The 23,936-nt window shown below is 33.9% G+C and carries 28 protein-coding genes and 1 pseudogene; 16 read left to right on the forward strand and 13 right to left on the reverse strand.

What is annotated here, in order from left to right:
* Nucleotides 1-268 precede the first annotated feature (268 nt).
* The gene (gene thiD, locus HMPREF3267_RS08150; protein ID WP_002479438.1) at nucleotides 269-1,099 is read right to left on the reverse strand and encodes a bifunctional hydroxymethylpyrimidine kinase/phosphomethylpyrimidine kinase; all 831 of its coding nucleotides are present in this window, start codon (nucleotides 1,097-1,099) and stop codon (nucleotides 269-271) included.
* Nucleotides 1,100-1,187: 88 nt separating this feature from the next.
* Entirely contained in the window at nucleotides 1,188-2,180 is a 993-nt protein-coding gene (locus tag HMPREF3267_RS08155; RefSeq protein ID WP_002479437.1) for a choloylglycine hydrolase family protein, read from the reverse strand.
* 152 nt (nucleotides 2,181-2,332) lie between these two features.
* Between HMPREF3267_RS08155 and HMPREF3267_RS08160 the strand changes: the two genes are divergently transcribed.
* The 4 genes from HMPREF3267_RS08160 to HMPREF3267_RS08175 all read left to right on the forward strand — a co-directional run bounded on the left by HMPREF3267_RS08160 (nucleotide 2,333) and on the right by HMPREF3267_RS08175 (nucleotide 5,329).
* Complete coding sequence (locus tag HMPREF3267_RS08160; RefSeq protein ID WP_002479436.1) at nucleotides 2,333-3,001, forward strand: uracil-DNA glycosylase; 669 nt, start codon at nucleotides 2,333-2,335, stop codon at nucleotides 2,999-3,001.
* Nucleotides 2,994-3,389, forward strand: coding sequence for a DUF5327 family protein (locus tag HMPREF3267_RS08165; RefSeq protein ID WP_002479435.1), 396 nt, complete (start codon nucleotides 2,994-2,996; stop codon nucleotides 3,387-3,389). The genes HMPREF3267_RS08160 and HMPREF3267_RS08165 overlap by 8 nt, the downstream gene beginning before the upstream one ends.
* Nucleotides 3,390-3,412: 23 nt before the next feature.
* Complete coding sequence (locus HMPREF3267_RS08170; protein WP_162285079.1) at nucleotides 3,413-3,781, forward strand: DUF423 domain-containing protein; 369 nt, start codon at nucleotides 3,413-3,415, stop codon at nucleotides 3,779-3,781.
* Nucleotides 3,782-3,853: 72 nt separating this feature from the next.
* Complete coding sequence (locus tag HMPREF3267_RS08175) at nucleotides 3,854-5,329, forward strand: APC family permease (protein ID WP_002479434.1); 1,476 nt, start codon at nucleotides 3,854-3,856, stop codon at nucleotides 5,327-5,329.
* Between the two features lie 107 nt (nucleotides 5,330-5,436).
* On the opposite strand, the gene HMPREF3267_RS08180 is transcribed toward HMPREF3267_RS08175, so the two are convergent.
* Both HMPREF3267_RS08180 and HMPREF3267_RS08185 read right to left on the reverse strand, forming a co-directional pair.
* Nucleotides 5,437-5,889, reverse strand: a complete 453-nt coding sequence (locus HMPREF3267_RS08180; protein ID WP_002459891.1) for a threonine/serine exporter family protein — start codon at nucleotides 5,887-5,889, stop codon at nucleotides 5,437-5,439.
* A 12-nt stretch (nucleotides 5,890-5,901) separates the two neighbouring features.
* Nucleotides 5,902-6,669: a threonine/serine exporter family protein gene (locus tag HMPREF3267_RS08185; protein ID WP_062078519.1), complete on the reverse strand. Its 768-nt coding sequence runs from the start codon at nucleotides 6,667-6,669 to the stop codon at nucleotides 5,902-5,904.
* 419 nt (nucleotides 6,670-7,088) lie between these two features.
* Between HMPREF3267_RS08185 and HMPREF3267_RS08190 the strand changes: the two genes are divergently transcribed.
* Nucleotides 7,089-7,298, forward strand: coding sequence for a hypothetical protein (locus tag HMPREF3267_RS08190; protein ID WP_002459888.1), 210 nt, complete (start codon nucleotides 7,089-7,091; stop codon nucleotides 7,296-7,298).
* Between the two features lie 82 nt (nucleotides 7,299-7,380).
* Here HMPREF3267_RS08190 and HMPREF3267_RS08195 read toward each other — a convergent pair whose 3' ends face one another.
* Nucleotides 7,381-7,797, reverse strand: coding sequence for a DUF1433 domain-containing protein (locus tag HMPREF3267_RS08195; RefSeq protein WP_062078521.1), 417 nt, complete (start codon nucleotides 7,795-7,797; stop codon nucleotides 7,381-7,383).
* Nucleotides 7,798-8,469: 672 nt separating this feature from the next.
* Complete coding sequence (gene hemQ, locus HMPREF3267_RS08200; protein WP_002459884.1) at nucleotides 8,470-9,219, reverse strand: hydrogen peroxide-dependent heme synthase; 750 nt, start codon at nucleotides 9,217-9,219, stop codon at nucleotides 8,470-8,472.
* Between the two features lie 161 nt (nucleotides 9,220-9,380).
* Between hemQ and pta the strand changes: the two genes are divergently transcribed.
* The 6 genes from pta (at nucleotide 9,381) to HMPREF3267_RS08230 (ending at nucleotide 15,150) form a co-directional block, all read left to right on the forward strand.
* Nucleotides 9,381-10,367, forward strand: coding sequence for a phosphate acetyltransferase (gene pta / locus HMPREF3267_RS08205; RefSeq protein ID WP_002459883.1), 987 nt, complete (start codon nucleotides 9,381-9,383; stop codon nucleotides 10,365-10,367).
* A complete protein-coding gene (locus HMPREF3267_RS08210) occupies nucleotides 10,367-11,200 on the forward strand; it encodes a lipoate--protein ligase family protein (RefSeq protein WP_002479430.1) in 834 nt (277 codons plus the stop codon). The genes pta and HMPREF3267_RS08210 overlap by 1 nt, the downstream gene beginning before the upstream one ends.
* Nucleotides 11,201-11,642: 442 nt before the next feature.
* Nucleotides 11,643-12,566, forward strand: coding sequence for a mevalonate kinase (mvk, locus tag HMPREF3267_RS08215; protein ID WP_002479429.1), 924 nt, complete (start codon nucleotides 11,643-11,645; stop codon nucleotides 12,564-12,566).
* A gap of 4 nt (nucleotides 12,567-12,570) precedes the next feature.
* Nucleotides 12,571-13,554, forward strand: coding sequence for a diphosphomevalonate decarboxylase (gene mvaD / locus HMPREF3267_RS08220; RefSeq protein ID WP_002459880.1), 984 nt, complete (start codon nucleotides 12,571-12,573; stop codon nucleotides 13,552-13,554).
* A 12-nt stretch (nucleotides 13,555-13,566) separates the two neighbouring features.
* Nucleotides 13,567-14,643, forward strand: a complete 1,077-nt coding sequence (locus HMPREF3267_RS08225) for a phosphomevalonate kinase (RefSeq protein WP_002459879.1) — start codon at nucleotides 13,567-13,569, stop codon at nucleotides 14,641-14,643.
* Nucleotides 14,644-14,808: 165 nt separating this feature from the next.
* The gene (locus HMPREF3267_RS08230) at nucleotides 14,809-15,150 is read left to right on the forward strand and encodes a YuzB family protein (protein WP_002479428.1); all 342 of its coding nucleotides are present in this window, start codon (nucleotides 14,809-14,811) and stop codon (nucleotides 15,148-15,150) included.
* A 333-nt stretch (nucleotides 15,151-15,483) separates the two neighbouring features.
* On the opposite strand, the pseudogene merA reads toward HMPREF3267_RS08230, so the two are convergent.
* The 6 genes and pseudogenes from merA to HMPREF3267_RS08260 form a co-directional block, all read right to left on the reverse strand.
* Nucleotides 15,484-16,674 (reverse strand): annotated as a pseudogene (gene merA / locus HMPREF3267_RS08235) (hypothiocyanous acid reductase MerA); the annotation flags it as partial.
* Between the two features lie 28 nt (nucleotides 16,675-16,702).
* Nucleotides 16,703-18,085, reverse strand: a complete 1,383-nt coding sequence (locus HMPREF3267_RS08240) for a recombinase family protein (RefSeq protein ID WP_062078525.1) — start codon at nucleotides 18,083-18,085, stop codon at nucleotides 16,703-16,705.
* 181 nt (nucleotides 18,086-18,266) lie between these two features.
* The gene (locus tag HMPREF3267_RS08245; RefSeq protein WP_062078527.1) at nucleotides 18,267-19,235 is read right to left on the reverse strand and encodes a DUF3644 domain-containing protein; all 969 of its coding nucleotides are present in this window, start codon (nucleotides 19,233-19,235) and stop codon (nucleotides 18,267-18,269) included.
* A gap of 3 nt (nucleotides 19,236-19,238) precedes the next feature.
* Nucleotides 19,239-19,421 carry a hypothetical protein gene (locus HMPREF3267_RS08250; protein WP_012991013.1) on the reverse strand — a complete coding sequence of 61 codons (183 nt, stop codon included), beginning with the start codon at nucleotides 19,419-19,421 and terminating at the stop codon, nucleotides 19,239-19,241.
* Between the two features lie 96 nt (nucleotides 19,422-19,517).
* Nucleotides 19,518-20,189, reverse strand: coding sequence for an ImmA/IrrE family metallo-endopeptidase (locus HMPREF3267_RS08255; RefSeq protein WP_062078529.1), 672 nt, complete (start codon nucleotides 20,187-20,189; stop codon nucleotides 19,518-19,520).
* Nucleotides 20,190-20,202: 13 nt separating this feature from the next.
* Complete coding sequence (locus tag HMPREF3267_RS08260) at nucleotides 20,203-20,541, reverse strand: helix-turn-helix domain-containing protein (RefSeq protein ID WP_062078531.1); 339 nt, start codon at nucleotides 20,539-20,541, stop codon at nucleotides 20,203-20,205.
* A 278-nt stretch (nucleotides 20,542-20,819) separates the two neighbouring features.
* Between HMPREF3267_RS08260 and HMPREF3267_RS08265 the strand changes: the two genes are divergently transcribed.
* From HMPREF3267_RS08265 to HMPREF3267_RS12620, 3 genes are read left to right on the forward strand one after another with little or no spacing between them, the layout of a single operon-like run.
* Complete coding sequence (locus HMPREF3267_RS08265; RefSeq protein WP_053018059.1) at nucleotides 20,820-21,014, forward strand: helix-turn-helix domain-containing protein; 195 nt, start codon at nucleotides 20,820-20,822, stop codon at nucleotides 21,012-21,014.
* Nucleotides 21,014-21,802 carry an antA/AntB antirepressor family protein gene (locus tag HMPREF3267_RS08270; protein ID WP_062078533.1) on the forward strand — a complete coding sequence of 263 codons (789 nt, stop codon included), beginning with the start codon at nucleotides 21,014-21,016 and terminating at the stop codon, nucleotides 21,800-21,802. The genes HMPREF3267_RS08265 and HMPREF3267_RS08270 overlap by 1 nt, the downstream gene beginning before the upstream one ends.
* 39 nt (nucleotides 21,803-21,841) lie before the next feature.
* Nucleotides 21,842-22,012: a hypothetical protein gene (locus tag HMPREF3267_RS12620; protein WP_172952951.1), complete on the forward strand. Its 171-nt coding sequence runs from the start codon at nucleotides 21,842-21,844 to the stop codon at nucleotides 22,010-22,012.
* Here HMPREF3267_RS12620 and HMPREF3267_RS08275 read toward each other — a convergent pair.
* Nucleotides 22,001-22,210 (reverse strand): hypothetical protein, encoded by a 210-nt coding sequence (locus HMPREF3267_RS08275; protein WP_000033736.1) that lies wholly within the window; start codon nucleotides 22,208-22,210, stop codon nucleotides 22,001-22,003. The two genes, HMPREF3267_RS12620 and HMPREF3267_RS08275, sit on opposite strands and share 12 nt — an antisense overlap.
* Nucleotides 22,211-22,247: 37 nt before the next feature.
* Between HMPREF3267_RS08275 and HMPREF3267_RS08280 the strand changes: the two genes are divergently transcribed.
* Together HMPREF3267_RS08280 and HMPREF3267_RS08285 are read left to right on the forward strand one after the other, a co-directional pair.
* Nucleotides 22,248-23,129 carry a ParB N-terminal domain-containing protein gene (locus HMPREF3267_RS08280; protein ID WP_237450144.1) on the forward strand — a complete coding sequence of 294 codons (882 nt, stop codon included), beginning with the start codon at nucleotides 22,248-22,250 and terminating at the stop codon, nucleotides 23,127-23,129.
* Nucleotides 23,122-23,889: a DUF6551 family protein gene (locus HMPREF3267_RS08285; protein WP_062078537.1), complete on the forward strand. Its 768-nt coding sequence runs from the start codon at nucleotides 23,122-23,124 to the stop codon at nucleotides 23,887-23,889. Before HMPREF3267_RS08280 ends, HMPREF3267_RS08285 begins: the two co-directional genes overlap by 8 nt.
* Nucleotides 23,890-23,936 lie beyond the last annotated feature (47 nt).

Raw genomic sequence — 23,936 nt, forward strand, 5'->3', positions numbered from 1 at the left:
TAAATGCATTCTTACTTTACGCAAAAAACAGTTAGTTTAAACATAAAATAATAAATGTGATATAGTTTTTCCTATTCGTCGATGATTTTGATCGTTTATATTACTAAAATATTAGAAAGTAAAATAGACGAAGTAGAAATAGTTACTGTAACTTATAGGGGCTAAAATGAACAAGTTGATATTTTAATACTATATAAAAAAGCTTTTAACTATTCCCGTTTGCTTTTGTTAAAGCCAAGAGAATAATTAAAAGCTTCATGTTAAAAAACTATACTTCTGTTACTTCTACGTCGATATGTTCAACACGATTAAATGCACCATGATCAACCGGTCCAACAAACGCATTCATTTTCCAGCCATTTTTAATTGCAGATGCCACAAAACCTTTAGCGGCAATAACAGCTTCTTTTGGTGATTTGCCATTAGCTAAATAAGCTGTTGTTGCTGCTGCAAATGTACAACCAGCACCATGATTGTAACTTTGTTGGAACATATCTGTTGTTAATTGATAGTAATTTGCGCCATCAAAGTATAAATCATAAGATTTATCTTGATCTAGTGCTTTACCACCTTTAATGATGACATGTTGTGCACCTTGATCATGAATGATTTTAGCTGCTTGTTTCATGTCTGCGATTGAAGTTAATTTACCTAAACCTGAAAGTTGTCCTGCTTCAAATAAATTAGGTGTCACTACGGTTGCTTTAGGTAATAAATATTTAATCATCGCATCAGTATTTCCCGGGTTAAGTACTTCATCTTCGCCTTTACAAACCATCACTGGGTCTACTACGAAGTATTTTGCACCCGATTGTTCAAAGGCCTCGCCAGCACGTTGAATAATTTCTTGTGTACCCAACATACCTGTTTTAATGGCGTCTGGACCAATTGAAATTGCAGTTTCAAGTTGTTTTTCGAGTAACTCCATTGGTAATGGTGTCACATCGTGAGACCACGTATCTTTGTCCATGGTAACGACAGCAGTCAATGCCACCATGCCATAAGTGTCTAATTCTTGGAATGTTTTTAGGTCTGCTTGCATTCCTGCGCCAGCACTGGTGTCAGAACCGGCAATTGTTAAAACTTTTTTTAAAGCCATTTAAGTTCACTCCCAATTATTTTCTAATACGTTTTTATCATATCATGTTTTAACGTTTAAGAAATAGCAGGGACACTTACATAGGTTGCTAGTCTTTAGTGTTTTTTAGCGGTGTAAATTGAATTTCTTGTTTCAATGGGAAAAACACCATCTCTTTTTGTGTCAGTATTTCTTCAGTTAATGTAAGCGAAAAAATTTGATTCGTTGAATATGGCTTGATGTAAAACGTTAATGTTTCACTGTCCATGACTAGTTGATACTGAGTATAGTGAGGTATGCCACCATCTAATACAGCACCTTTTGGAATACTTACACTATCCAGCAGCTTAAAGCAGTTGTTAAGATTTTGTCTTTCGTCAGTGGCACTGTGTAACTGTTGTCGAAGATAGCTTGCTCTAACAAAACGCTCGGTCGAAGTATAGCCTCCAGGCAAACCATTTGTACCTGCTTCGATGCCCATAGGACGAGTAAGTATCTTTCCTACAATAGGATAAGCAGTTTTCGTTGGTGACAGAAACGCGTAATTGCGTAAGTTTTCTATATGCCATTCTACGCTTGGTGCATTGGTAAGGACGTTTACATGATTATCTTTGATAATGACCCTACCATTACGTGGTTCAACTGTAGCAGTATGACCTGTTTTATCTGTGATCATAAATTGTAATGGGGGCACAATATTTAATGTCGTATTTTTTTCATTTAATATATTGATATGTGCTGCCTTTTGCTTTAAATCCGCAATGTTTTTTACGAAGCCTAATACCCAAACAATAAATTCTTCAGGTGCTAAATTAAAATATCCATAGCGTTTATGTTTACAATAAGAGGCTTCGCCGGTGAAATAATGATTGGAGATAGCAAGTCCTTGTTCATTGATACCATCACCAAAACGATATCGTCCCACTTTAAGATTAGTACCTACAAAACCATACGTTAATTGCAAAGCATCTTCTAAATCAAAATCATATTTGAAATCTCTTGGCACTACAGTAGGTATGCCATTAAATTCAAAGGCAAAATCCATGGTACGTGCTAAATAATGATGATTTTGTTTTGTATAAAAAGAAAAGCCAGTACACATCGTTATTTCTCCTTTATTTCCAGTGTTGTTATTTATTCATAGCATAATGAAATAGATATAATTTGTAAACTTTTATGTATTATAAGTTTACATTATATAGATAGTGAACCTTTTAAGAGGTATATGTTAAACTATTGCTTGAGGTGAAGATAATGGAGTGGGCACAAATTTTTCATGATATAACATCTAGACATGATTTTTCTGCGATGCATGATTTTTTAGAAAAAGAATATACGACGCAAATTGTATACCCAGATAGAAAAAACATCTATCAAGCTTTTAGTTTAACGCCTTTTGAAAATATAAAAGTTGTGATTTTAGGTCAAGATCCTTATCACGGACCAAATCAAGCGCATGGTTTAGCTTTTTCGGTACAACCTAAAGCGAAATTCCCACCATCTTTAAAAAATATGTACCAAGAATTAGAAGATGATATTGGCTGTCATAGGACATCGCCGCATTTACAGGATTGGGCACGTGAAGGTGTTCTACTATTAAATACGGTGTTGACTGTGCGCCAAGGCCAGGCACATTCGCATAAAGATATAGGTTGGGAAATATTCACGGATGAAATTATTCAGGCTGTATCACGATATAGGCAAAATGTGGTTTTTATATTATGGGGCAAACCAGCGCAACAAAAAATGAAATTGATTGATACGCAAAAGCACTATATTATTAAATCGTCACATCCCAGTCCGTTATCGGCTTATCGTGGCTTTTTTGGCTCAAAACCTTATTCCAGAGCCAATGCTTATTTAGAGTCAAAAGGAATAGCACCAGTACATTGGTGTGAAAGTGGGGAGAATACTCATGGATAGAGAGAAAATCATCCAGTTAATTGAACAAGAATTAGTTCAGGCGGATGAAGCAAGTAATGAGCAACAATTTGAGAAGCACATATATGCGATTCATACGCTAACGTCTTTATATACAACCACAACATCAGGCCATCGAGCAAGTCAAGAAACATCCCAGGATGATATTATGGGACCAACTTTTTCAACCACGGTGAAGTCAAATACAAAATCAGCAGTGCAACAGACAGGACATAAGCAAGCAGCAAAGGTAACAGCTGCTGAAATAGAAGCTATGGGCGGTAAAGTACCAAATTCCATGAAATCATCACACAACACGAACGTCGCTTCTTCAAATACTATGGTCACAGATGATGAAATTGGTAACGGCGATTCTATTTTTGATTTTTAAGCGTAAGGAGAGAACAAATAATGATGAAAGTATTTATTATCTTAGGTGCTTTATGTACTATGATGTCAGTTGGTACAGGTGCTTTTGGTGCCCATGTGCTTGAAGATAAACTCAATGAAAAATATATCTCTGTATGGGAAAAAGCAACAACATATCAAATGTATCATGGGTTAGGATTAATTCTAATTGGCATAATTAGTGGAACTACATCCATGAATGTTAATTGGGCAGGTTGGTTAATGTTTTTGGGTATCGTCTTCTTTAGTGGTTCGCTTTATATTTTAGCATTAACAGAGATTCGTATTTTAGGTGCAATTACGCCTATTGGTGGTGTCTTATTTATTGCGGGTTGGTTAATGCTAGTTATCGCAGCGTTTAAACTGCCAGTATAAAAGTAATGGTCATATAAATATGTTAGAGAACTCACTTTTGGGGTATACAGTTACCTTGAGGTGAGTTTTTTTATGACTGAAAAACAAAATAAAGTTGATAGAGGCGATTTAAAGCAAAATCTATCTGAGAAATTCGTATGGGCCATTGCTTATGGTTCATGTATAGGATGGGGAGCATTTATTTTACCAGGTGATTGGATTATGCAATCAGGACCTGTAGCCGCATCTTTAGGTATTTTTATAGGCGCATTGTTGATGATTTTAATCGCTGTCAGTTATGGTGCATTAGTTGAGCGCTTTCCCGTTTCTGGTGGTGCATTTGCATTTAGCTATTTAAGCTTTGGTAGATATGTTAGTTTCTTTTCATCATGGTTTCTAACATTTGGATATGTTTGTGTCGTGGCGTTAAATGCAACGGCTTTTAGTTTATTAATTAAATTTTTACTGCCCAATGTTTTAAACACTGGAAAGTTATATACTATAGCTGGTTGGGATGTTTACATAACTGAAATTATTATAGCAAGCGTATTACTTATCGTGTTTATGCTTATTTCGATTCGTGGTGCAAGTGTCTCTGGGTCACTACAATATTATTTTTGTGTTGCTATGGTGCTTGTCGTATTGTTAATGTTTGTAGGCTCATTTTTTGGTAGTACCTTTGATTTCGGTCATTTGCAACCATTAGCAAATCCTAAACGTGGTTGGTTTACATCTATTATTATGATTGTTGCGGTTGCTCCATGGGCTTACGTTGGTTTTGATAATATTCCACAAACGGCAGAAGAGTTTAACTTTTCACCCAATAAGACATTTAAGCTAATTGTTTATAGCTTATTAGCTGCAGCATTTACTTATGTCTTAATGATTTTGTATACAGGTTGGTTAAGCACGTCAGCAAAAAGTGTGAATGGCAATTTATGGTTGACTGGTGCGGTGACACAATCGACCTTTAGCTATATTGGATTGTTTGTCCTAGCGATTGCTATTATTATGGGGATTTTTACTGGATTAAATGGCTTCTTGATGAGTGCTAGTCGACTGCTCTTTTCAATGGGGCGTTCTGGAATTATGCCTACGATGTTTAGTAAATTACATTCCAAATATAAAACGCCTTATGTGGCAATTGTCTTCTTAGTTGCAGTTACTTTAATTGCACCATGGTTGGGGCGTACAGCTTTGACGTGGATCGTTAATATGTCATCCACGGGTGTATCGATTGCATACTTTATTACTTGTTTATCTGCTGCTAAATTATTTAGTTTTAATAAAGAGAGTGAAACATACGGCCCAGTATTTAAGAGTTTTGGTATTATTGGATCCATTATCTCATTTATATTCTTATACTTATTATTAATACCAGGGTCTCCGGCATCGTTATCGTTACCTTCATATGTTGCTTTAGCTGGCTGGTTAATTATTGGTTTAGTATTCTTTGTTATTCGCTATCCAAAAATAAAAGCGATGAACAATGATGAGCTAAGTCGTTTGATATTAAATCACTCTGAAGATGAAGTGAATGACATGATGAACGAAGATAAAAATGAATAATGACTATCAATGAATATATAAATTTTAAGAATACAAAAAGACACGCAGCGTCAATCTATGCACTGTGTGTCTTTATTTTAAATTGTAGTGTTCAAACGTTTGAAACACTATAGACGCTTATATCTTTTAACGAAACCGGACACACTAATTTTAGAAACTTGGTCTGCAAATAATAAGCCTAAAGCGATGGCACCTGCGATAAGTGTTACTTCTAACATTGTATTGATAGCTTTTCCAAACTCCAATAAGACAAGGCTTTTAGTGGCATCAAAAGCAAGACCACCAGGGACGAGTGGTATGATTCCAGTAACCATAAATATAATTGCAGGTTCTTTCTGTTTTCGCGCCATAAAATGACTGATAAGGCCTAAAGCTAAACTGCCAAAGAAACTAGAGTAGATCGTGTGGAGGCCTAAGCCGTTGAAAAATATAACGTAGACCATCCAACCACATGCACCTACAAGCCCACATGTCAGATATAATTTTCTAGGCGCATCAAAAATGACGCAAAAGAATAATGATGCGGTATAACTAAATATAAAGTTTAGTAACCAAAACATAAGACATTTCTCCTATACCATAATTAAGATTGAACCTACGCCTGCCCCGATACCAAATGAAGTAACGAGCGCCTCTAATGACTTGGTCGTAAACATCAGCATGTGACCACCAAATAAATCTTGTATTGCATTCGTAATTAATACTCCAGGAACTATAGGCATTACAGCAGCAATAATAATGGTGGCAAGATCACCATTGGGAATAAAATGATGCCCAGTCACAGCAATCATTCCAATGACTAGAGAACCAACAAACTCAGGAATAAATTGTGCGTGAAGCTTTCTATCTAAGATCTCAACGACTAAATAACCGAGACTACCAGCTAAAATGGCTGTTAAGGTATCGATGAGCGTACCACCTTGAAGATATAAGAAACTTAGCGCAATGATTGCAGCTGCTATTCCTTTAAAACTTAAGCTACTATCGCGTTCAGCAATATAAATGTGTTCGAGTCTATGTTTGGCATCTTCTAAATCAATTTTATTACTTGAAATCATTCGTGAAATTTCATTAGCTTGTGATATTTTAATTAAATTAGTATCACGGGCGTTGATTCTAAATAAACGGGGATATGTTTCATCGTGTAAAGTAAATTGAATGACAGTATTTGTGACGAAACTATTGCTGTCTGAATAGCCTAATGATTTAGCAATACGCGTCATTGTATCTTCAACACGTGTACCTTCTGCGCCTGATTCTAATAAGATACGACCTGCTAACATTATCACATCTTTAATTAGAGTTTCTCGCTCTGTATCTATATATTGTTTTTTGTTCATTTCATCACCATATCAAGTAGAATGTTACATTAATTATAGTAGATGCGTATCGAAATGGCTACACAATAATTTAAATCATGTAGCGATATTATAATGATGAAAGGTTAAACTTTAGTAACAAAAATTGTATTTTTATTACTTTTTTATCAGTATTATTGCGATAACTTAACGAAATATGTTTATTTTTATTAAAAAGGGTTAAAATAAAAGTGTTAACAGGGAAAATATACTGGGTAGCGACAGTATATTTTGTGTAGTTAACGAATAGAGTAGTAGTAATTAAAGTTCTCCCAAGAGATACTAAGTAAGAACAGGGTTTAAAGCCCTGTTTTTTAAAAATACATATTGGGACAAATTCGCTAAAGCTACAAAAGAACTTCAGTGTAGTTGACATGCAGTAGAGTCTGCAAGATTTTCTGATGAAAATTTCAAAGGAATCAAGAGAACGAGCGCAACAAACTGAAATATGGTTTATGAGTATCACTAAACATAATATTAAATGGATTAATAACGCTGATTTAAAACAAGGTTTCCAATCAGCGATAAATGATGAACTCGATGACATAAAAGCTGAAACGAAAAACGCTGTTAATCCATTTCAAAACAATCAGATTTATGAATTAGATTGACAATTTACTGAAAATAAAACATTCAAACATAGATATTTGATACATTCTTAAAGCGCAAATTAACTTGAAAAGATCACTGAATTCAGTGATCTTTTTTATTATTATTTAGTTCTTTTTTGATTTCATCAGGTGTTTTTGTTTGATATTTAATTAAATTTGATACTTTTTTACTTTCTATCATATCACCTTGAAATTGAAAATTATCTTCAGGAGAGCTATAAGCAACGAAGTCGTCTTTTTTATTGTTATTGATATAACCTTTAATAACAGCGTCTCCCATTGGTCCTTGTTTTAAACTTGTGAAATGAACAGATTTGATGGTATTAGCTTCTTTTGTGTTGTATTTGAGGAAAAGGGTAATACGTTCTTGTTGTTCTTTGTAGTATATTTCCTTTTGTTTTTCACGTTCGTCATGTTTCATTTTGAGATAGACGCCTCCACTAATTATGCATAAACTCAAGATTATGCCAAGAATCATAAAAATGTGTTTTTTTGACATTGAATCAACTCCTAAACTGAGGTGAAATCTATGGATGAATTATATAATAACGATACTACATATTGTACTTTTTCATATATCACAGTTACATATAAAAATAATGAAAATGATTTAAAGTTACAGATTTTCGACAAGATAAGTATAACTCAATAAAGATGGAAGGAATATCCCTGTTGATAAGCACGGGAAAGTTCAGATCGATGATTTTTGGGGGATTTAAGAGAAAATATCAGATTGCCATTTTCTGTGCTAGGTACACAAGATGTAACGAAACTTTTCATTTGAGAAGTATTTAAAGTGTTTTTAAACATTAGCAAGTTTTAAATAAACAGTATGGGCCATCATTATGTTCTAGGCTATGAACTAAATATTGGCAGTAGTTGACTGGATTGAAAATGCGCTTATACCAAGCTTTTTCCAATCCTATTCAGCTTTGCCGGGCGGAACTACGAATTCATAATGAAGTCTGTCCTGCTCCCCATACTTTATGATGAAAAATTTATTGTGCATTAAAAAGAACCCTTAACTAAACTGAAGTGACGAATATCGGAATAGCTCGAGCTATTAACCTGCCGCATCAACAGTTTTTGAATTTGTTAAGGGTTTTGGGACTCAATTGTCAATAATACAATTGGAATAAAATATTAACAGTTCATGTCTTAAATGTTTTTGTTAAATAGCGAAAAATGAATCTAATTGATCAAGTTCTAGAATATGACCAATGTAGAAGCTGCCAAATTCACCATAGCGCGCTGTAGTTTCATCAAAACGCATTTCATAGACGATTTTTTTAAACTGTAGTACATCATCAGAGAACAATGTAACGCCCCATTCAAAATCATCAAAGCCAACTGAACCAGTAATAAATTGTTTGATTTTACCAGCATATTTACGACCGATTTTACCGTGGTTGTACATGAGCTCTTTTCTATCTTCCATCGGTAACATATACCAATTATATGTTTCATTTCGTCGTTTATCCATTGGGTAGAAGCAGATATATTCAGAATGTGGTAATTCTGGATATAAGCGTGCTTTAATATGTGGATTTTCATATGGGTCTTCATCAGATTTACCAGCAAGGTAATTACCTAACTCAATGACAGATACATAAGAGTATGTTGGAATTAGAAAATCTGAAATTCGACATTTATTTAATTCATTTTCGATTATATTTAATTCTTTCATTTCTGGACGCAACACCCATAATAAAAGATCTGCTTTCTGACCTGTAATATTATAGAGTGCTTGATCACCTGTATGAGAGGCTCTAGCATTTGCTTTATCGGCAAGAAATTGTTGTAGTTCTTGCACCATAGCATGACGGTCATCTTCAGGTACGAGTCTAAATGTTGTCCAATCTATCGCATAAAATAAATGTAAACTATACCAACCATCTAAAGTTTCTGCTGCTTCACTCATTAATAATCGCTCCTTTTCGTATCATTTATTTAAAATTTTAGCATAAGTTTGGTTGCTTATTCTAAATAAAAGATTACAAATTAGTGAAATGGAATTCTCATGATAAATCAAGTATAATTAAGAGTGCAAATATTATTATGTATAACAAATAGGAGGGTACTATGTCTTTATTAGATGTATTACAAAGTAAACTTTCAGGAAAAAATGTCAGAATCGTACTACCTGAAGGTGAAGACGAACGTGTTTTAACAGCTGCAACGCAATTACAAGCAACAGACTATGTAACGCCTATCGTATTAGGTGACGAAGCTAAAGTTAATGCTTTAGCACAAGACAAAGGATTGGATCTTACTGGTATTGAAGTTATCAATCCTACAACAAGCGAACTAAAACCAGAACTAGTGTCATCATTTGTAGAACGTCGTAAAGGGAAAGCGACAGAAGAACAAGCTAAAGAATTACTAAACAATGTTAACTATTTCGGAACGATGCTTGTATATGCTGGTAAAGCAGATGGTTTAGTAAGTGGTGCCGCACATTCAACAGGAGATACAGTGCGTCCTGCATTACAAATTATTAAAACAAAACCAGGTGTTTCAAGAACATCAGGTATCTTCTTTATGATTAAAGACGACAAACAATATATCTTTGGTGATTGCGCAATCAACCCAGAATTAGATGCACAGGGCTTAGCAGAAGTTGCTGTAGAAAGTGCTAAATCTGCTCAAAGCTTTGGTATGGATCCTCGTGTGGCAATGTTAAGCTTTTCTACTAAAGGTTCAGCAAAATCTGATGATGTTGAAAAAGTGGCTAATGCCGTTCAATTAGCACAAGAAAAAGTTTCAGCAGATCATTTAGAAAATGTCATTATTGATGGAGAATTCCAATTTGATGCTGCCATCGTACCTGCAGTGGCTGAGAAAAAAGCGCCAGGCGCTAAAATCCAAGGTGATGCAAATGTCTTTGTATTCCCAAGTTTAGAAGCAGGAAACATTGGCTATAAAATCGCACAACGTTTAGGTGGATTTGATGCGGTTGGTCCAGTATTGCAAGGACTTAATTCTCCAGTAAATGATTTATCACGTGGCTGCTCAATCGAAGACGTGTATAATTTATCAATTATTACTGCTGCTCAAACATTACAATAATGGAACTAAGTAGTAAATATTTTAATGGTGTGGATTGGCGCTATATAGACCATACGAATGGACTTGCGCCAATGCAATCATTTGCATTTGATGATACGTTTTCAGAGAGCGTGGGTAAAGATTTATCATGTAATGTTGTAAGAACTTGGATTCATCAACATACTGTTATATTAGGTATTCATGATTCACGTTTACCTTATCTCAAGGATGGTATTCGCTATTTAACTGATGAAGTTGGTTATAATGCGATTGTGCGCAACTCTGGCGGTTTAGGAGTTGTATTAGATCAAGGCATACTGAATATATCTTTAATTTTTAAAGGACAGACAGAAACAACAATTGATGAAGCTTTCTCAGTGATGTATTTATTAATTTGTAAAATGTTTGAAGACGATGATGTTGAAATTGAAACACATGAAATTGAACGTTCTTATTGTCCTGGAAAGTTTGATTTAAGCATTAATGATAAAAAGTTTGCCGGTATTTCGCAACGACGTGTCCGAGGTGGCATTGCCGTACAAATTTATTTGTGCGTGGAAGGCTCTGGGTCAAAGCGTGCTGAGATGATGCGCCATTTTTACCAACAGGCACTTAAAGGAGAAACAACAAAATTTAAATATCCAGACATCGAACCCCAATGTATGGCATCACTAGAAACGTTGTTAGAACGTGATATTAAAGTACAAGATGTTATGTTCCAATTATTACATGCGATTCAAGATTTAGGCGGCAAGCTAAACATGGATGCCATTACAGAAGATGAATGGCAACGATATGAAGGACATTTTGATAAAATAGTGGAGCGCAACGATAAAATGTCACGATTGTTATAGCACTAAGATGTGAGCATCCTGAATCATTGTATGATTATCTACAATGATTTAGGATGTTTTTTAATTTTGATACAAATAACGTGCACATTTAAATTGAAATTGTAGTATGATGGGTTAGGTAGAAAATAAAGAATATGAAATTAAGACTATAAATGTTTATAAAATCAAGATTTAAGGTAGAGTAAGTTAAATTTTTGAAACAAAAATACAATCGCTATATACTATTTAAGTGTTGTGCAACGAATGATAATTGTTATTTTACATTTTTGTGGTATTAGTCTACTATAAAAACAAAGTTTTATGACATAATTGTAGCGGAAACGTGACAAAGTTCGATAAAATAATAAGTTGAATAAAGCAAAAGATAGAATGTGAAGATTTCGAGCTTCGCGTTTTTTAATTGCAAATAAGTAAATAGAAAAAAGACTAAAGGTGAGCTAACATGACGCGACGAGGATATGGTGAATCGACTGGTAAGATTATCTTAATAGGTGAACATGCAGTAACATTTGGACAACCAGCCATTGCGATTCCGTTTAACGCTGGAAAGGTTAAAATTTTAATAGAAAGCTTAGAAAAAGGAAATTACTCTGCGATTCAAAGTGATGTCTATGATGGGCCTTTATATGATGCGCCAGAACATTTAAAGTCCATCGTTACCCGTTTTGTGGATAAACATCACATAGAAGATCCACTATTGGTTAAAATTAAAGCCAATTTGCCCCCATCACGTGGATTAGGTTCAAGTGCTGCTGTTGCAGTTGCATTTGTTAGAGCAAGCTATGACTATTTAGGTATTCCTTTATCTGATGACGACCTTTTAACCTATGCCAATTGGGCTGAACGTATTGCCCATGGTAAGCCAAGTGGCATTGACACACAAACGATTATTAGTAATAAACCGGTATGGTATCAGCAAGGTAAAGTTGAACATTTAAAAACTTTACAATTGGATGGCTATATGGTTGTTATTGATACTGGTGTGAAAGGATCAACGAAACAAGCAGTCGAGGACGTTCATCGTTTATGTAATAATGATGCTTATTATATGGATAAAATAACGCATATAGGTCAGTTAGTACATCAAGCAAGCGATGCAATTGAACACCATAGTTTTCAACAATTAGCTGAGATATTTAATCAATGTCAAGAAGACTTAAGAACATTAACAGTGAGTCATGACAAAATAGAACTATTTTTGAAGACGGCGCAACAAAATGGTGCAGTTGCTGGTAAATTAACTGGTGGGGGTCGTGGTGGAAGCATGCTGATTTTAGCAGAAGACCTGAATACCGCGAAACGTGTAGTATCAGCTGCAGAAAAGGCTGGGGCTGAGCATACTTGGATTGAATATTTAGGAGGTTAGGGCGTTGGTAAAAAGTGGCAAAGCACGCGCACATACAAATATTGCTGTTATAAAATATTGGGGAAAAAAAGATGAAGCATTAATCATCCCAATGAATAATAGTTTATCTGTTACGTTAGAACGTTTTTATACTGAAACACAAGTGACATTTAATCATAGTTATAATTCAGATCAGCTTATTTTAAATGGTGAACATGTTAGCGCGACAGAAAACCAAAAAATTCAACGTTTTATGGATATTGTTAGAGCCAAAGCGGGAATAACAATGCATGCCCTTATTGAAAGTACAAATCATGTGCCAACAGCTGCCGGTTTAGCCTCATCTGCAAGTGCTTATGCTGCTTTGGCCGCCGCTTGTAATGAAGCCTTAGAATTACAAATGACAGATAAAGATTTATCGAGATTGGCACGTCGTGGTTCTGGTTCGGCAAGTCGCAGTATTTTTGGTGGATTTGTTGAATGGCATAAAGGCTATGATGACTTAACATCATATGCTGAACAAATCGATGCCAAAGATTGGGAAAAGGATTTGGCCATGATCTTTATTGTTATTAACAAACAATCTAAAAAAGTTTCTAGTCGAGCGGGCATGTCGCTGACTAAAGAAACATCGCGTTTTTATCAATATTGGTTAGATTATGTAGAGCAAGATTTAGCAGATGCAAAAGCAGCGATCAAAACCAAAGATTTTCAACGGTTTGGTGAAACAATTGAAGCTAATGGATTACGTATGCATGCAACAAATTTAGGGGCGCAGCCACCTTTTACCTATTTAGTACCAGAAAGCTATTTGGCTATGGAAATTGTTCACCAATGTCGTGAAAATGGTATTCCCTGTTACTTCACTATGGATGCAGGGCCCAATGTCAAAGTCATTGTTGAAAAGAAAAATCTACAAGCTGTTCAATCAGCTTTTGAAGAAACATTTGAAACATCACAGATTATGTCGAGTGACATCATTTCATCAGGCGTCGAAATTATTAAGTAAGGAAGAGATAAAATGATTCGTGTGAAAGCTCCCGGAAAACTTTATATTGCAGGTGAATATGCCGTTACTGAACCGGGTTATAAATCCGTTTTGATTGCAGTGAATCGTTTTGTCACAGCTACAATTAAAGCTTCTAATGAAGTTGTTGGAACTATTCATTCTAAAACGCTGCATCATGATCCAGTATCATATAATCGTAATGATAATCAAATTGAAATTTCTGATACACATGCAGCGAAACAGTTGAAATATGTTGTCACTGCAATTGAAGTTTTTGAGCAATATGCTAGAAGCTGTGATATTAAGCTTGAGCATTTTCATTTAACTATTGATAGTAATCTTGCAGATGAATCAGGTCAGAAATATGGTTTAGGTTCAAGTGCTGCAGTATTAGTATCTGTAGTTAAAGCACTCAATAAATTTTATGATATGCAGTTATCTAATTTATATATCTATAAATTAGCTGTTATTGCAAATATGAAATTACAAAGTTTAAGTTCTTGTGGTGATATAGCTGTTAGTGTTTACAGTGGTTGGTTAGCCTATAGTACCTTTGATCATGATTGGGTGAAGCAACAAATGGAAGAAGGCCATGTAAGTGATGTTCTAGAAAAGAACTGGCCTGGCTTGCATATTGAGCCTTTACAAGCACCTGAAAATATGGAAGTTATTATCGGATGGACAGGATCTCCAGCATCTTCACCACATTTAGTTAGTGAAGTGAAACGTTTAAAATCAGATCCAGCATTTTACGGTGATTTTATTGAGCAATCACATTTGTGTGTTGAACAATTAATCAATGCCTTTAAGATGAATAATATTAAAGGTGTTCAGAAAATGATTCGCCAAAATCGTAAAGTGATACGTAAAATGGATGATGCAGCATCTGTAGATATCGAAACAAATAAATTAAAACGGTTATGTGATATTGCAGAAGCCCATGGTGGCGCAGCTAAAACGTCTGGTGCAGGTGGCGGCGATTGCGGCATAGCGATTATTGATACGAACGTTGATAAACACAAAATATATGAAGCATGGGCGCATGATGGCATTAAACCGTTACCTTTCAAAATATATCATGGACAGTAAATCAGATGTGACAACCTTTTGAATTTAATGAAGAGGTTGTTTTTCTTTTTGAAATATAATGTAATAATGTGATGATGTGTCTAAAGAGAACAGCTTGAAATTTTCTCTCAATAGAGTAAAATAAATAGAGTTAAATATGAATGCGAAGTAAAGGTGGGTGACACAATGAAAAACAAATTTTTAATTTGTGATGAATGTCAGGCAGTTAATATGAAGTCGCTAAAGAAAAAATTAGAAAAACTTGATCCAGATGCAGAGATTGAGATTGGATGCCAGTCATATTGTGGCCCAGGCCGACGAAAAACCTTTGCATTTGTTAATAATAGACCGTTAGCAGCATTGACAGAAGACGAATTGATGGAGAAAGTGGTAAAACAATTAAAAAAACCACGTAACCCTGAAGAAGAAGAACGCTTGAGAAAACGTAATGAAGAACGTAAACGACGTAAAGAAGAGCAAGATCGAAAACTAAAAGAAAAATTAGAACAACGCAAAGCTGCAAAATAAACAATTTGGAACATAAATACAAAGTATTAAAATTGTAATGTTAAAATCTTTTCTTCGGTATGATTTTTACAATATAATTTGAAGTGATTAAAACTGATGCTTCTATAAATAACGTATATTGCGTCATGTTATCATTATTATACATAAGGCACCTCGTTCATTTAGTTTAGTAGTATTTATTAAATGATACGAAACTGCCTTATTTTTTTAGCATTTAAAGGTGAAATTACATGTTAATACGTAGTATTGAATAAAAAATCAGCACTCAGATTGAGTTGAATTCAATTCATCTGAGTGCCATTTTTCTGGGATTTATGTTCCAGTCTGTTTTTATTATAAATTAAATAAATCATTGAATGCTTCTGTCATTGTTGGATGAGTATAAATATTATCTCTTAATACTTGATAAGGTATGTGTTGATCCATAGCTAATTTAATAAGGTTAATCATTTCTTCAGATTCCTTACCGTATAACGTTGCGCCTAAAATTTCATTTGTGTCCTTATTAATGACTACTTTAAACAAGCCGCGAGGATCATTATTAATTTTATGACGAGGAATGTTATTAACGGCTAGCTTGTTTTCCAAATAGTTATAATGACGTGCCTCTGCTTGAGCAGCAGTTAAACCAACTCGAGATAGTGGCGGATCAATAAATACGGTATAAGGAATTTGTCCACGATTTTCTGTTGTTCTATCCTTATTACCAAATAGTTTAGCTTTCAATATTCTAAAGTCATCTAGAGAAATATACGTAAATTGTAGTCCACCCTTTACATCTCCAGCAGCATATATATGCGGTACTGTAGTTTGTAGATGTGGATTCACTTTGATAGCACCATGTTCTTCTAATTCAATATCTGTATTTTCAAGGGTTAAATCTGTATTCGGAATACGGCCAGTAGCTAGAAGAACGGCATCAGCTACAAAATCTTCTTGAGATGTTTTCACTATTGTATGATCATTACTATCAATAAATTCAAATGTTTCAACATCGGTATGAATCTCGACGCCTTTATTTTCTAAATCATGGATGATAAGTTCAGCAATTTCACGATCTTCATTTGGGATGAGTGTTTGACTAGATTCAAGCACAGAGACATGTGTTCCTAAGTTAGCGAATAGTGAAGCAAATTCAAGTGCGATGTATCCACCGCCAACAATGACTAACTGTTGAGGTTGCGTAGCGAGATTTTGAATGCCAGTAGAGTCATATAATCGCGTGGCACGATCTACACCTTTAATATTCGGAATACGCACTTTTGCACCTGTGTTAATAACAATATCTGTTGCACTAATGGTACGCTCAACTTGTCCTTGAGCATTAATTAAATTAACTTCAGTATTAGATTTGAACGTAGCTTTATAGTCCAAAACATCAATATGCGTATCATTTGCTAAATTTCCATAATTTTTCTTATTTAATGCTGATACGACTTCATTTTTTCTTGCAAAAGCATCAGCAAATGAACGGTTATGAAGTCCATCATGAATGAGTGTCTTTGTAGGAATACAACCAATGTTGAAAGATAGTATCTACTTCCGTACAAAATTAATAGAATTCAATATCTTTAATCTTCATCGAATTGCTAGCTTTACCGCGTTTTAACTTAGTGTACTCTATATTAATAGCTTTTATAGACATTTGTATAAAGTCAGCTTTATCTTCTAATGTGAATATATCCCAAGATTTTAATAGCACATTCTTAATTTCTTTGATTTTACCAATATCAAACTCTTTTACATCAACTTGCTTTCTTTGTTTTTCGTATTCTTCTATCATCTCATCAGTTTCTTTTATTAATTCGAACAACTCATTTTCTTGCATCATACCACTAGCGTATAATTTATGGTATCTTTTCCGTTGTTCCATAACTTTAGACAAATCGATAGTTACATGTGATTGCTTTTCTTTTTCTTGTGTCTCATATTGTTTTAAATCTATTTTAGATAAGTGATCTTTAAAAACACGTAATGTTTCTGTTTCTGTAATATGATGTGGTTTCATTCCTTTTGTAATTTTGCAGTTGTTACAGTAATACGTTTTATAAACAATAGTATCATTTTTACGCTTTCTTTTTTGTGAATTTAACGTTAGAGCGTAACCACAATTAGGACAAATTAACTTACCTCTAAAAACAGATGTATGCGCTACTACTTTAGTATTCGTGTGCTTGTCTAATCTATCTATTATTGTGTTGTACATTTCATCTGTTATGATAGGCTCGTGACTATCTTCGATATAGATTTCTCCCCACTGATAATGGCCGCGTGTGACCGGGTTTCTAAGTGCGTGCATCAACATGCGTGTAGTCCATTCTTCATTACCATTTGGCGGCTTTACATCTGAATTGTTGTATAAACGTGCTATATGTGCAATGCTATAACCTTTTTTAACTTTGTTATAAACATCTAACACAACATCTTTGTACTGATTAGGTATATAAGTGTTGTTTACGCGATCATAGTAGAATGGGGGAGCTGTTAATATCATACCTTTTTTAATTGCTGCACGTTTTCCCATTAAAGAGCGCTCTCTAATTGTCTCACGCTCCCACTCGGCCATAGCGCCGACTAACGTTACAAACAGCCGACCTATTGCTGTTGTTGTGTCGTATACCTCAGTAGCGCTTCTAAAAGCAACATTGTTATTCTCGAATACTTCCAACAAGTCCAAAAGGTCGCGCACTGAACGTGTCAATCTATCTAACTTATAAACTAATACCAAATCAAATTCGCTTATATCATCTAACAAACGCGTCAATTCCGGTCTATCTCTTTTAGCTCCCGAAAATCCAGCATCTACATAAACGTCTTTAACTGTCCAATCGTTTATATCGCAAAATGAACGCAATTTACGTTCTTGTTCGTCTATAGAATGGCCTTTTTCTCTTTGCTCTAATGTACTTACTCTTGTGTAAATCGCTACTTTCATTGTTTCATCTCCTAAAAAAGGTAAAAAAATAATAAGGGTAGGTGGGCTACCCTAAAATTATAATTCTTGAATTACTACCTATAATGTCATATAATAAAGTCAAGATAACTCGAGAAGGATTAACGCTGGGTCCCAAAATGGGGTAGGTGCAGAAGCACTGAGCATTCCTATGTGCCTGGGGTTATCTTTTTTTATTTCTCAAACTATCGACAAATTTTGTTGGATTCTTTTTTATTTCACTAACAATAAATTCAATAAATTGTTGAGAATAAGTGAAAGATTCTTGTTTTCCTATTGTGTGTTTATATGCGTATTTTTCCTCGTTTTTTATGTCATAAAAATCAATTATCAAATTTAGTACATATTGATTGAAGCCCTTAGAATAATCCATATTTATATTTTTCTTTTTAAGCCTTTCGTTCACCGCTGTTATTACATTTTTAAAAGAATATTTATGTGTATCTGATGGGTCTTTATACTCTTTAATAAAATCAACTTTATTATCTGAGTTTTTATGAACAGCTACCGTGAAATCAGCATTTTCTGACCTTTTCGTTATATACAAGTTTTGCTTAATACCAATCGAAAACTTATCAGAATTATACTCTTTACTTAATACGTCTACCTCATTAGACTCTTTAATTAATTTTTCTGCTATTTCTGGTGGATATTTCAACTTTATTTGTTCGTTAGATAAAGGTTCGTAACTAGCAGAAATAGTTAAAAAATTTTGAGAAATATTTTCAGAAACATCTTGGCTATGAAATCTCATAGTCTCATTAATATAATTCATTACACACGCTTGGAATAATGGGGCATACTTGATCTCATATTCCTGGGTTATAAAATGAGTACTAATATTTCTCAAATCGACAATTTTTTCTAAATTTAATCTTATTCTAGTATTATAATCGGGATAAATTAATTTAATAGCGTTATTTAAACTGATTGTTCTATCAGGGTTGTCTTCGTAATAAATATTTTCTCCACGATTCAATAATTCTGCTTTTAACATCAATTCCCAGGCGTTACAAATAAAAAATGAAAAGCCTTCGATTCTATACTTAATAGTTGGTTTATTATATATTTCTAAACCTAAAATAAAAGACTCGATGCTTTTATCAACCAATTGTTTACTTAAGTTTTCCATCCCTCAACCTCCTTTGCTTAAATAATCTTCGTCTTCATCTACTTTACTCTCAATAATTTTAAGCACCTTTCTTACTTTATAAGATGTAATATCTTTAGGTAAAGAATAGGTGAAGTAATTATTTTTATTCGTTTTAACTTCGTAAACAATTTCATTTGATTTTATTTTGCAATTTAAAATTATCAATCATTGTCTCCTTAAAATAGATAAATTCAATACACCTCATACAACCTAAAAACCCTCAACGGCTCAAACGTAATTGAGTAATCGCCGTAGTGAGTTTTAATAACCGTATTCTGCTCTCATTATGTGGTTATACTCTTTTAGTTGTTCACCGAGCATTTCATCAAGAAATGACATATAAGTTTCCATGTGCCTATGCTCGAATATAGATATGTGATTTTCTAAACCACTGTCCATGTGTTCGTCAAAGATATCGAGTGCGACCTTTGCTGCTTGATAACTTATTTTGAATAAATCAGCAGCATCATCAACAGTTAATACATTACGATATTTGTATCTTATATTAAGTGGAAATAAGAGGCATGAGGCAAACGAGTTGGCTTCATACTCTTCTAAATAAGTACGTTGAGAATCTTGGAATATAGGTGTTTTCTTATAGCTCATACCATCATGTTCCATAATGTAGTGTCCATATTCATGTGCTAATGTAAAACGTAATCTTCTATGATATACATCATCATTGTAAATAATGGCAAACTTGTTTCCTTTTTTAATATGAAAAGCCTCATCAGAACCACCATATGTTTGTAATTCATTTAAAGTGTATCCAGTCATATTACAAAAATCTTCAAAAGTAAATAATTCCACATTACTATCATTCTCTATTATTTCTTTAATAGGTAAAGGGAATTCATCTATATAATTAGTTTCAATTAATGCACTTACAGCTCGTGCTGCTTTTAAAAATGAATTTTGATATACAAAATGCAAAATAAAATCCCCTTTATTTGTCTTTAGTGTATTCGTCCCAATTATCGAAGAAAGTTTCAAACATTTTTAATGCTTTTTCTCTATCTTCTTTTGTCATATTCTTAACTCCACGATGCATGATACGAATTTCTTCATCTTCTTGTTCGCCAGCATATTCATCTTTTTCTCTACCTAATAAATAGTCAACAGATACATCGAAGTAGTCGGCTATTATTGTTAAGCCACGAGAACTGGGAGCAGATTTTTTCCAGCGAGCAATTGATCCATTTGATAGATTGAGTTTTCTTTCTAATTCAGCTATAGACATACCTTTATTATTAGCTAAATATTGAATTCTTTGAAAAGTATTCATTGCATTATTCTCCTGTTCTAAACCAAAATAGAAAAAAATCTAAATAATAGTTGACATATAGATTTAAATCTAATATACTTTGGTTACGCTATTGATTTAGCCAAAAACCAAAACGGATAACACAACGTTGAGGAACGGTAGTGTTTTAATCGAATTAATGTAAACAAACGTCTTGGAGAAAGGCTTATTTAACTATGCTTATATATTAGCTTAAAACTTAAATTAAATCAATAGTTAGATTTAAAAAATAGAAAAAAGTCTAAAAGGAAGTGAAACCTATGGCAACAACAGAATTCGGCATGAAAGTAAGAATGGAATTACTTAAACGTAACATCACGAATAAACAACTTGCAGACATGTTAGGTATTTCAAGTGCTTACTTATCAGACATCTTGCGTGGACGCAGAGATGCATTTGAACAAAAGAAACGTATTGCAAAAATCTTAGAAATAAAAGAAGAGGTGAAGAATTAATGAATGAAATTCAGCAACTATTTAATTTAAAGCGAAATGAAGATGGAACGGTTGCGGTAAGTGGTCGTGAATTACACAAAGGATTAGAAATAGAAACTCAATACACTAAATGGATTAATCGAATGATTGATTACGGTTTTGAAGAAAATATCGATTTTATAACTATTAGTCAAAAAAGACTAACAGCTCAAGGTAATCAAACAACATTCACAGACCACATCATGACACTCGACATGGCAAAAGAAATTTCAATGATACAACGTAGCGAAATAGGAAGAAAAATCAGAGGTTACTTCATCAAAGTAGAAAGACAACATAATGAGTTAGCCAGTGCATATGGAATTACTTCATTAGATGATATGAACCAACTCATTGAACAGTTAGTAAGCGACAAACTGGATTACTTAATTTCAACAGGACAAGTGAGTAATCAAAAATTAGAAGAATTAAACAATAAATTCGAGGGAGAATACGTAACTCCACAAGATATAGACGCAATCAAATTTGCTATCAAGTCTAAAGCTGAACAAATTCTAGGTAAAGCTGGTATTCAAGTAACGATAGACGAATTCTTAATCGGAGATGTATATGAACAAGCATTAGCAAACAAAAAAGCCAAAGAAGAATACAGACATCAATTAGGAAAAGTTAAGTCAAAATTGCTAGTTCAGTCTAAAAAACATCTAGGTATGAAAGGTAACGCAGCTAACAATCTTATCAAACGTAAAGATGTAGACTTAGTCATTCAATTTATTAAAGACGTTAGACCGTCGGCAATTGAACTATAACCCACAATCGAACAAACAACTTAAAAGGAGGAATGACAAATGCAAGAATCGCAAAAACGTTTAAACAAAATTTTAGAAGCTATCAATGGCATGCCCAAATATGAATGGGACAGAATTGTGCAAGAAGTTGAAAAAGTATACAGCCATAAGACCGTCAAGGTGGAGCTTGACAGTCATAGCTGTGAAGTAATCAAGAAATTACTTAGTTAGAACTTGGATGAAACTAGGGTGAATAAAGTAGTCAATGCCGTTATATCCAATGTGCATTTGATTGTAATCGAACATTTTATGACCTACTTCTTTGTACCACAAATTAGCATCAGTATAGCTATTATCGATTACTACATTCTCAGACTCTGATAGATTTACCCATTCACCAAGTAAACAAGCGTAAATATGTTTAGACATAAATATCACCTCCTAATAAGGAGTATAGCAGAAAGGAGTGTATGAATTGCTAATAGATATCAATAAAGTAACGGTTGGTAAACGTATCAGAAAAGATTATGGAGATATAGCTTCACTTGCAGATGATATTCAAGACAGAGGGCTAATTAACCCACCAGTCGTTACACCCGATTACGAATTAATTGCAGGTGAACGAAGATTAGAAGCTATGAAAAAACTTGATTACAAGCAGATAGAAGTAAGAGTGATGTCAGTAGAAGACCAAGAGCATCAACTGAAAATTGAAATAAGTGAAAATGAGGAACGTAAAGAGTTTACTTACTCAGAAAAAATGGATTATGCCAAACAACTAGAAAGAATTGAAGCAAAGAAAGCCAAAGACAGAATGGCGGTTAAAAAACAAGGTAAGGTCCTTGGTCCTGACCTAAAAAAAGGAAAACAAACTAGAGATATCGTTGGAAAGGCTTCAGGTTTCGGTAGTGGTCGAACATACGACAGAGCTAAATACATCTATGAAAATGCTGACGAAGAAACTATCAAAGAAGTTGACGAAGGCAAAAAAAGCATTCGTAAAGCGCATGATGAACTGCGCGCTAAAGAAAAAGTGAAAGAGGTGGATAAAGTGGAAACGCCTGTCAAAGAAAAACCTCAAACACAAGTTATTGATCGAAGAGAACGAATGAACGCAGAAGTTGAAGCCATGAGTGAAGCAGAAACGAACTTAGCTTTGTCTGAAGCTGCTGCTGCAAACATAGTTAATGTTTGTTCCAACTTACTTTATGCAGTAGATAACATTGAAGATTTGGAGTTGACTTTAAACTTCTTAAAATCAAGAGACACTGAAGAATTATCGAAAGTTGTTAAAGCTTCTAAAGCATTAAACAAAATTATAGAAAAAGGAGATTTTATAAATGTATAACCAACAATTACCAGTACACAGATTACAAACGGATATGAGTTACCAATCGCCAGTGCAAGAAAGACAAGTGAAAAAGATAGTTAAGAATTTCGACCCTAAGAAACTTCACACAATTGTAGTAAGCAAAAGAAAAGACGGGTCACTTTACATTATCGACGGACAACACAGAGTTGAAGCCTTAAAAGAATTAAACATCTTGTTCATAGAAGCAACTGTACACGAAAATTTATCTGTCGAAGAAGAAGCTGAAATGTATTACGGCGTTAATGATAGACCATCAAAAAATGCAAACCAAAAAGGTAAATCGAGACTACGTTTTAAAGAACCAGTAGCTGTCGCAATAGATGAAACAGTAAGAAGCGTTGGATTAAATGTTGATTATGAGAAAAACGCGCCATCAAAAGGATATATCAAAGCTTATGAAGCTCTTCAATCTATATATAAAAACCATGGTGCTAACCATTTAGGTTTAGTTTTAGAAATAATTAAAGATTCTTTTGGAGATGACACTAGAAACTATCAATCATTCATTTTAAGAGGGTTCTCAAAATTACTAACAGTATATTTGAATGAAATAGATCTAAATATTTTAGTTACAAGACTACAAAAAATAGGATACGAAGGATTCATATTAGAAATTAATAAAAAACAGGGCGGATTCAAGACAAAAAAAGAATGCCTACCATTCGTAGTGGCAGACATTTATAACAAGGGTCGTCGTCAAAATAATCAAATAGACAAAATGAAATTGCATATTTAATAACACCCTAATTATACCACACGAGGTGGTTCTGAGCCACCTCTAAC

The sequence above is a fragment of the Staphylococcus sp. HMSC62D11 genome (assembly GCF_001839145.1).
Taxonomy (GTDB): domain Bacteria; phylum Bacillota; class Bacilli; order Staphylococcales; family Staphylococcaceae; genus Staphylococcus; species Staphylococcus lugdunensis.

What these genes read in the sequence shown, in the direction of transcription:
- HMPREF3267_RS08180 (WP_002459891.1), bottom strand. Translation starts at nt 5,889, where the DNA reads ATGTTTTGGTTACTAAACTTTATATTTAGTTATACCGCATCATTATTC.
- HMPREF3267_RS08245 (WP_062078527.1), bottom strand. Translation starts at nt 19,235, where the DNA reads ATGGAAAACTTAAGTAAACAATTGGTTGATAAAAGCATCGAGTCTTTT.
- hemQ (WP_002459884.1), bottom strand. Translation starts at nt 9,219, where the DNA reads ATGAGTGAAGCAGCAGAAACTTTAGATGGTTGGTATAGTTTACATTTA.
- HMPREF3267_RS08285 (WP_062078537.1), top strand. Translation starts at nt 23,122, where the DNA reads ATGTATAACCAACAATTACCAGTACACAGATTACAAACGGATATGAGT.
- pta (WP_002459883.1), top strand. Translation starts at nt 9,381, where the DNA reads ATGTCTTTATTAGATGTATTACAAAGTAAACTTTCAGGAAAAAATGTC.
- HMPREF3267_RS08165 (WP_002479435.1), top strand. Translation starts at nt 2,994, where the DNA reads ATGGATAGAGAGAAAATCATCCAGTTAATTGAACAAGAATTAGTTCAG.
- HMPREF3267_RS12620 (WP_172952951.1), top strand. Translation starts at nt 21,842, where the DNA reads ATGCAAGAATCGCAAAAACGTTTAAACAAAATTTTAGAAGCTATCAAT.
- HMPREF3267_RS08225 (WP_002459879.1), top strand. Translation starts at nt 13,567, where the DNA reads ATGATTCGTGTGAAAGCTCCCGGAAAACTTTATATTGCAGGTGAATAT.
- thiD (WP_002479438.1), bottom strand. Translation starts at nt 1,099, where the DNA reads ATGGCTTTAAAAAAAGTTTTAACAATTGCCGGTTCTGACACCAGTGCT.
- HMPREF3267_RS08185 (WP_062078519.1), bottom strand. Translation starts at nt 6,669, where the DNA reads ATGAACAAAAAACAATATATAGATACAGAGCGAGAAACTCTAATTAAA.
- HMPREF3267_RS08270 (WP_062078533.1), top strand. Translation starts at nt 21,014, where the DNA reads ATGAATGAAATTCAGCAACTATTTAATTTAAAGCGAAATGAAGATGGA.
- HMPREF3267_RS08190 (WP_002459888.1), top strand. Translation starts at nt 7,089, where the DNA reads ATGAAAATTTCAAAGGAATCAAGAGAACGAGCGCAACAAACTGAAATA.
- HMPREF3267_RS08260 (WP_062078531.1), bottom strand. Translation starts at nt 20,541, where the DNA reads ATGAATACTTTTCAAAGAATTCAATATTTAGCTAATAATAAAGGTATG.
- HMPREF3267_RS08160 (WP_002479436.1), top strand. Translation starts at nt 2,333, where the DNA reads ATGGAGTGGGCACAAATTTTTCATGATATAACATCTAGACATGATTTT.
- HMPREF3267_RS08170 (WP_162285079.1), top strand. Translation starts at nt 3,413, where the DNA reads ATGAAAGTATTTATTATCTTAGGTGCTTTATGTACTATGATGTCAGTT.
- HMPREF3267_RS08275 (WP_000033736.1), bottom strand. Translation starts at nt 22,210, where the DNA reads ATGTCTAAACATATTTACGCTTGTTTACTTGGTGAATGGGTAAATCTA.
- HMPREF3267_RS08175 (WP_002479434.1), top strand. Translation starts at nt 3,854, where the DNA reads ATGACTGAAAAACAAAATAAAGTTGATAGAGGCGATTTAAAGCAAAAT.
- HMPREF3267_RS08195 (WP_062078521.1), bottom strand. Translation starts at nt 7,797, where the DNA reads ATGTCAAAAAAACACATTTTTATGATTCTTGGCATAATCTTGAGTTTA.
- HMPREF3267_RS08240 (WP_062078525.1), bottom strand. Translation starts at nt 18,085, where the DNA reads ATGAAAGTAGCGATTTACACAAGAGTAAGTACATTAGAGCAAAGAGAA.
- HMPREF3267_RS08230 (WP_002479428.1), top strand. Translation starts at nt 14,809, where the DNA reads ATGAAAAACAAATTTTTAATTTGTGATGAATGTCAGGCAGTTAATATG.
- HMPREF3267_RS08210 (WP_002479430.1), top strand. Translation starts at nt 10,367, where the DNA reads ATGGAACTAAGTAGTAAATATTTTAATGGTGTGGATTGGCGCTATATA.
- HMPREF3267_RS08265 (WP_053018059.1), top strand. Translation starts at nt 20,820, where the DNA reads ATGGCAACAACAGAATTCGGCATGAAAGTAAGAATGGAATTACTTAAA.
- mvk (WP_002479429.1), top strand. Translation starts at nt 11,643, where the DNA reads ATGACGCGACGAGGATATGGTGAATCGACTGGTAAGATTATCTTAATA.
- HMPREF3267_RS08155 (WP_002479437.1), bottom strand. Translation starts at nt 2,180, where the DNA reads ATGTGTACTGGCTTTTCTTTTTATACAAAACAAAATCATCATTATTTA.